The sequence below is a fragment of the Nocardiopsis quinghaiensis genome (genome assembly GCF_008638365.1).
In the GTDB taxonomy this organism is placed as follows: Bacteria; Actinomycetota; Actinomycetes; order Streptosporangiales; family Streptosporangiaceae; genus Nocardiopsis; species Nocardiopsis quinghaiensis.
In genome coordinates this window covers 74219-80374 of record NZ_VWVU01000031.1, presented here as the reverse complement: position 1 = coordinate 80374, position 6156 = coordinate 74219, and the positions used below count along the sequence as shown (strand labels likewise).

Sequence of the window (6156 nt, the reverse complement as noted above, 5' to 3'; positions counted from 1 at the left end):
TGTTGTGTCTTCACTTTATCAGGTGTTCCGCACCCCGCCAAACCGGCGGTTTGTGGTGTTCCTGATCGGGGTAAAGCCCGTCCGCTTCCGCATTTTCTGTGGAAGCGCCTCCCGAAGCCTACCGGCTCAGAGCACTGCTCGAACCAACACGGTTTCGGAGAGGAAGGTCTGTGATCGCGGTCCGGTTCCGAGCGACCCCGAAGGATCCTCGCCGTCCCGCAGCGACCCGATCCACTCTAGGCAACCGATCCGGTCGCGTCAAATCCGTCGGCTGCCACCGGATGCCCGACGGTATCCCGTCCGGCTCTGATGCAACCGGGGCGGCATCCGGGATATTCCCGCACCGGATGCCGCCCCGATCGCTCGCGTTGCCGCTCCGGACACGGAGCACGGGTCAGAGGATGTCCGCCAACTCCTGGGCCAGCCTGCGGAAGGCGATCCCCCGGTGGCTGATGGCGTTCTTCTCCTCCGGGGACAGCTCCGCCGCGGTGCGGCTCTCCCCCTCGGGAACGAAGACCGGGTCGTAGCCGAACCCGTTCTCCCCCCGGCGCTCCCGCAGCAGACGGCCGCGCAGCACGCCCTCGGCGACGACCTCGGTCCCGTCCGGCATCACCAGCACCGACGCGCACACGAACTCGGCGCCCCGGCGCTCGGAGGGGGTGTCGGCGAGCTGGTCCAGGACCAGGTCCAGGTTGGCCCGGTCCTGGTCGCCCGCACCGAAGCGGCCGGCCCAGCGCGCGGACAGCACCCCGGGCATCCCCCGAAGCTCGTCCACGCTCAGGCCGGAGTCGTCGGCGACGGAGGGCAGCCCCGTGTGCTCGGCGATGGCGCGTGCCTTGAGCAGTGCGTTCCCCAGGAAGGAGGGTTCGGTCTCGGGCACCTCGGGTGCGTCGGGAAACGCGTCGAGCGAGAGCACCTCCGCGTCCATCCCGGCGTCGGCCAGGATGGCCCGCATCTCGGGCACCTTCTTCTTGTTGCGTGTGGCCAGGACGACCTTCACGGTTCCTCCTCCCGCCCGGGCGCCGCCGATCCGGGTGAGTCCCCTCTTCGCGACGGTCACTCCGAGAGCGCCTTCTTCTGGATCGCGGTCAGCTCCTCGCAGCCCGTCGAGGCGAGGTCGAGCAGCTGGTTGAGCAGATCCCTGTCGAACGGAGCGCCCTCCGCGGTGCCCTGCACCTCGACGAACCTGCCGTCGCCGGTGAGCACCACGTTCATGTCGGTCTGGGCGACCGAGTCCTCCAGGTAGTTCAGGTCCAGCCGGGGCTGTCCCTGCACCACGCCCACGCTGACCGCGGCCAGGGAACCGGTCAGCGGGTTGTTCTTGAGCTTGCGACGCTTGCGCAGCCACTTCATCGCGTCGGCCATCGCCACGTACGCGCCCGTGATCGCCGCGGTGCGGGTACCGCCGTCGGCCTGGAGCACGTCGCAGTCCAGGGTGATGGTGTGCTCGCCCATCGCCTTGAAGTCCACGACGGCACGCAGGGAGCGGCCGACGAGGCGGGAGATCTCATGGGTGCGGCCGCCGATCTTGCCGCGCACCGACTCGCGCGCGCCGCGGGTGTCGGTGGAGCGGGGCAGCATCGCGTACTCGGCGGTGACCCACCCCTCGCCGGTGCCCCGGCGCCAGCGCGGGACGCCGTCCTCGACGCTGGCCGCGCACAGCACGCGGGTGTCACCGAACTCGACGAGTACGGAGCCTTCCGCGTGGCGGAGCCAGTTGCGGGTGATGGTCACGGGGCGGAGTTGGGTCGGAACGCGTCCGTCAGGTCGGGCCATGCCAAGAGCGTATATCCGTGAGGAGCCCTCCGTGACTGGAGGAGGAGAGAACGTCCGCTCCGGAAGGGCCGCCGCCACGTCCTTCCCCGCTCCGTCCCCGCGGTCAGCCGCCGACCGTGTGCACCTGTCCGCTGCGGGCCAGGTCGATGGGGCCGCCGTAGGTGGAGCGCGCCTCGGTGAGCGTGACGTCGTCGTCGTTCCACGGCACGAGGTGGGTCAACAGCAGGCTGCGTGCACGGGCACGGCTGGCGTGCTCGCCCGCCTCGCTCCCCGTCAGGTGCATGTCCTTGGGGTGTTCGCGGTGGTTCTGGAAGGCCGCCTCGCACAGGAACAGGTCGGTGTCGGTGGCCAGGTCGACCAGGGAGTCGCACACCCCGGTGTCACCGGAGTAGGCCATGGACGTGCCGCCGTGCTCCAGGCGGATGCCGAAGGCCTCCACGGGGTGGTTGACGTAGTCGACGCGGACGGAGAACGGGCCGATCCGGAACCCGCCGGGTACGAGCTCGTGGAAGTCGAAGACCTCGGTCATGCCCGGGTCGGGATCCAGCCCGTAGGCCTCGGAGACCCGATGGGCCACTCCCTTGGGTCCGTAGACCGGGATGCGGGACTTGGCTCCGCCCGGGTGGAACTTCCTGGCCACCCAGTACGAGCACAGGTCGAAGCAGTGGTCGGCGTGCAGATGGCTCAGGTAGACGGCGTCGACCGAGTAGATGTCGACGTGCCTCTGGAGCGCGCCGAGCGCGCCGTTGCCCATGTCGAGCAACAGGCGGTACCCGTCCGCTTCGAGCATGTAACAGGATGCCGGACTGTCTGGCCCGGGGAAGCTCCCCGATGACCCGATAATCGTGAGTCGCACGTCGTCGTCGCCTTCTCGATGGGCCGCGCGGCGTCCGTGGCACCCCGTCGAGAGTGTGTGAGGAGTGCGGATGGCGGCTGGTTCTGCGGATGTCCCCTTGTTACGGGTGTACCCCAACGACCGCCCGGGTGGTACAAAATGTGGCCCGCGTCTCACGCGACCTCGGTCACGTGTGAATTTTTCACACGCCTTGACGCCTTCCGTCCGGTTTGTTCAGAACAGGTTTCCGGGGTGTTGGCGAACACAGCGTGGAGGCCGGCGCTCTGGCGCCGGCCTCCACGGTGTTCCGTGCTCCCGCCGTGCCCCGGAGAGGTTCGGCGGGCACGTGTCGTCTCAGGCCCAGAGCTGGCCGTCGAGCCGCTCCTCAGCCTCCTCGATGGTGCCCTCGTAGGCACCGGTGGACAGGTACTTCCATCCGGCGTCGGCGATGACGAACGCGATGTCGGCGCGCTCTCCGGCCTTCTCGGCCTTGCGCGCCATGCCCATCGCGGCGTGCAGGGCGCCGCCGGTGGAGATGCCCGCGAAGATGCCCTCCTTGTCCAGGAGCTCCCGGGTCCGCTTGAGGGCGGCGTCGGAGGGCACGGAGAAGCGGGTGGTGAGCACCGACTCGTCGTACAGCTCGGGCACGAACCCCTCGTCGAGGTTGCGCAGCCCGTACACCAGCTCGCCGTACCGGGGCTCGGCGGCCACGATCCGCACGTCCGGGCGGTGTTCGCGCAGGTAGCGGCCCACACCCATCAGGGTGCCGGTGGTACCGAGTCCGGCCACGAAGTGGGTGATCTCCGGCAGGTCGGCGAGGATCTCCGGCCCGGTGGTCTCGTAGTGGGCCCTGGCGTTGGCCGGGTTGCCGTACTGGTAGAGCATCACCCAGTCGGGGTGGGCCGCGGCCATCTCCTTGGCGACGCGGACGGCCTCGTTGGAACCGCCCGCCGCGTCGGAGAAGTGGACCTCGGCGCCCCACATGGCCAGCAACTGCTTGCGTTCGGCGGAGGTGTTCTCCGGCATGACGCAGACCATGCGGTAGCCGCGCAGTCTGGCGACCATGGCCAGCGAGATGCCGGTGTTCCCCGACGTCGGCTCCAGGATGGTGCAGCCCGGGGAGAGCCGCCCGTCCTTCTCGGCCTGTTCGATCATGAAGAACGCGGCGCGGTCCTTGATCGAACCGGTGGGGTTGCGGTCCTCCAGCTTCGCCCACAACCGGATCTGCGGCGAGGGCGAGAGCCGTGGCAGGCCGACGAGCGGCGTGCCGCCGAGGGAGTCGAGCAGGGAGTCGTAGCGCATGTCCGGCCTAGCGGCTTCCGCCGGCCACCGCCGGCAGGACGGTCACGGTGTCGCCGTCGGAGAGCTTGGCCTCCAGTCCGCCGACGAAGCGGACGTCCTCGTCGTTGAGGTAGATGTTGACGAAGCGGCGCAGCTTGCCATCGGCCACCAGGCGCTCGCTGATTCCCGGGTAGCGGCTGTCCAGGTCGGCGATCAGCTCGTCCAGGGTGGCACCGGAACCCTCGACGACCTTGGCGTCGTCGGTCAGGTTGCGCAGGATGGTGGGGATGCGGACCTCGATGGCCATGAAGGTGTCTCCGTTAGCGGTCGTTGGTGTGCGTTCATTGCCAACAGGGGGCGTTCCGCGCCCATTCCTGGACGCCGCCCCGCGTGGTTGGGAACCTACTGGTCCCCGTCGGCCCCGGTGATCTCCACCGGCTCCTCGGTGACCTGGCCGTCGACGATCCGGTAGGAGCGGAACTCGACGGTGTCGGACTCGCGGGTGGACACGAGCACGTAGTGGGCGTTCGGCTCGGACGCGTAGGAGATGTCGGTACGCGAGGGGTAGGCCTCGGTGGCGGTGTGGGAGTGGTAGATCACGACGGGTTCCTCGTCGCGATCGTCCATCTCGCGCCAGACCTTGAGCTGTTCGAGGGAGTCGAAGCGGTAGAAGGTCGGCGACCGCTCGGCGTTGATCATCTCGACGAACCGCTCCGGGCGGTCGGAGCCCTCGGGCCCGGCCACGACACCGCATGCCTCGTCGGGGTGGTCGCGGCGGGCGTGGGCGACGATCTTGTCGTAGATCGAGCGATCAATCCTCAGCATGCCACCAGGGTACCTACATCCAGTTCCCTACCAACAAGGTGGGTATTATTGTCGTGCGGGGTGGATCACCGTGGTGCGGAGCTGGCGGGGTGGCCGCCGCGGACCCGTACGCCACGGATTAGGCTCGTGCCCATGAGCGAGGACAGCAGCAGCGCGCTGCTCACCGACCACTACGAACTGACGATGCTCCAGGCGGCGCTGCACAGCGGCGCCGCCGCCCGCCGCTCGGTGTTCGAGATGTTCGCCCGGCGGCTGCCGGAGGGGCGCCGATACGGGGTCGTGGCCGGAACGGGCCGCTTCCTGGACCTGCTGGAGCGGTTCCGGTTCGGCACGGAGGAACTCGACTTCCTGTCCGACAACGGGGTCGTGGACGAGCGCACCCTGCAGTGGCTGGCCGACTACCGGTTCTCGGGCAACGTGTGGGGCTACGGCGAGGGCGAGGCGTACTTCCCGGGATCGCCGATCCTGGTGGTGGAGGCCTCCTTCGCCGAGGCCGTGCTCCTGGAGACGCTGGCGCTGTCGGTGTACAACCACGACAGCGCGATCGCCTCGGCCGCGACGCGGATGGCGGTGGCGGCGGGAGAGCGCCCGCTGATCGAGATGGGGTCGCGCCGCACCCACGAGCGGTCGGCCGTGGCGGCGGCGCGCGCCGCCTACGTGGCCGGGTTCGCGACCTCCTCCAACCTGGAGGCCGGACGCCTCCACGGGGTGCCGACCGGCGGCACGGCGGCACACTCGTTCACACTGCTGCACGACAGCGAGCGGCACGCGTTCAAGGCGCAGCTGGAGTCCCTGGGCACCGGGACGACGCTGCTGGTGGACACCTTCGACGTGGAGCGGGCGGTGCGCACCGCGGTGGAACTGGCCGGTCCCGGCCTGGGCGCGGTGCGGCTCGACTCCGGCGACCTGGCCGCCCAGGCCTCGCGTGTGCGCTCACAGCTGGACTCCCTGGGCGCGACCGGTACCCGGGTCGTGGTGACCGGCGACCTGGACGAACACGCCATCCGGGCCCTGGCCGTGGCGCCGGTGGACGGCTACGGGGTGGGCACCGCCCTGGTCACCGGATCGGGTGCGCCGACGGTGTCGCTGGTGTACAAGCTGGTGGCTCGGGCACGTGGACTGGAGGAGGACGCGCCGCTGGAGCCGGTGGCCAAGCGTTCGGTGGGCAAGCCCAGCCGTGGCGGCCGCAAGTGGGCGGTCCGGCGCCTGGACGACAAGGGCACGGCGTTGGCGGAGGAGGTCTATCCCCACCCGCCGACTCCGCAGACGGGAACACGCCCGCTGTTGCGCCCCTTGGTCACCGACGGTGTGGCGGTGGGTCGAGAGACGGTGCACGAGGCACGGGAGCGGCACCGGGCGACGATCGCGGAACTGCCCGAGGAGGCCCTGCGGATGTCGCGCGGCGAGGCCGCACTGCCGACGGTGTTCCACTAGAGGCC

Annotated in this window: 7 protein-coding genes; 1 reads left to right on the top strand and 6 read right to left on the bottom strand. The window is 69.8% G+C overall.

Features of this window, described 5'->3' with window-relative positions:
- Positions 1-394: 394 nt before the first annotated feature.
- The 6 genes from rdgB to FYX01_RS23335 form a co-directional block, all read right to left on the bottom strand.
- Complete coding sequence (gene rdgB, locus FYX01_RS23360; protein ID WP_150245083.1) at positions 395-1000, bottom strand: RdgB/HAM1 family non-canonical purine NTP pyrophosphatase; 606 nt, start codon at positions 998-1000, stop codon at positions 395-397.
- A gap of 56 nt (positions 1001-1056) precedes the next feature.
- Entirely contained in the window at positions 1057-1776 is a 720-nt protein-coding gene (rph, locus tag FYX01_RS23355) for a ribonuclease PH (protein WP_150245057.1), read from the bottom strand.
- A gap of 103 nt (positions 1777-1879) precedes the next feature.
- Positions 1880-2632, bottom strand: a complete 753-nt coding sequence (locus tag FYX01_RS23350; RefSeq protein ID WP_150245054.1) for an MBL fold metallo-hydrolase — start codon at positions 2630-2632, stop codon at positions 1880-1882.
- A gap of 333 nt (positions 2633-2965) precedes the next feature.
- The gene (locus FYX01_RS23345; protein WP_150245051.1) at positions 2966-3913 is read right to left on the bottom strand and encodes a PLP-dependent cysteine synthase family protein; all 948 of its coding nucleotides are present in this window, start codon (positions 3911-3913) and stop codon (positions 2966-2968) included.
- Between the two features lie 7 nt (positions 3914-3920).
- Complete coding sequence (locus tag FYX01_RS23340; protein ID WP_150245048.1) at positions 3921-4199, bottom strand: MoaD family protein; 279 nt, start codon at positions 4197-4199, stop codon at positions 3921-3923.
- Between the two features lie 95 nt (positions 4200-4294).
- Positions 4295-4717, bottom strand: coding sequence for a M67 family metallopeptidase (locus FYX01_RS23335; RefSeq protein ID WP_150245045.1), 423 nt, complete (start codon positions 4715-4717; stop codon positions 4295-4297).
- A gap of 132 nt (positions 4718-4849) precedes the next feature.
- On the opposite strand from FYX01_RS23335, the gene FYX01_RS23330 reads away from it, so the two are divergent.
- Positions 4850-6151, top strand: a complete 1302-nt coding sequence (locus FYX01_RS23330; RefSeq protein WP_150245043.1) for a nicotinate phosphoribosyltransferase — start codon at positions 4850-4852, stop codon at positions 6149-6151.
- Positions 6152-6156 lie beyond the last annotated feature (5 nt).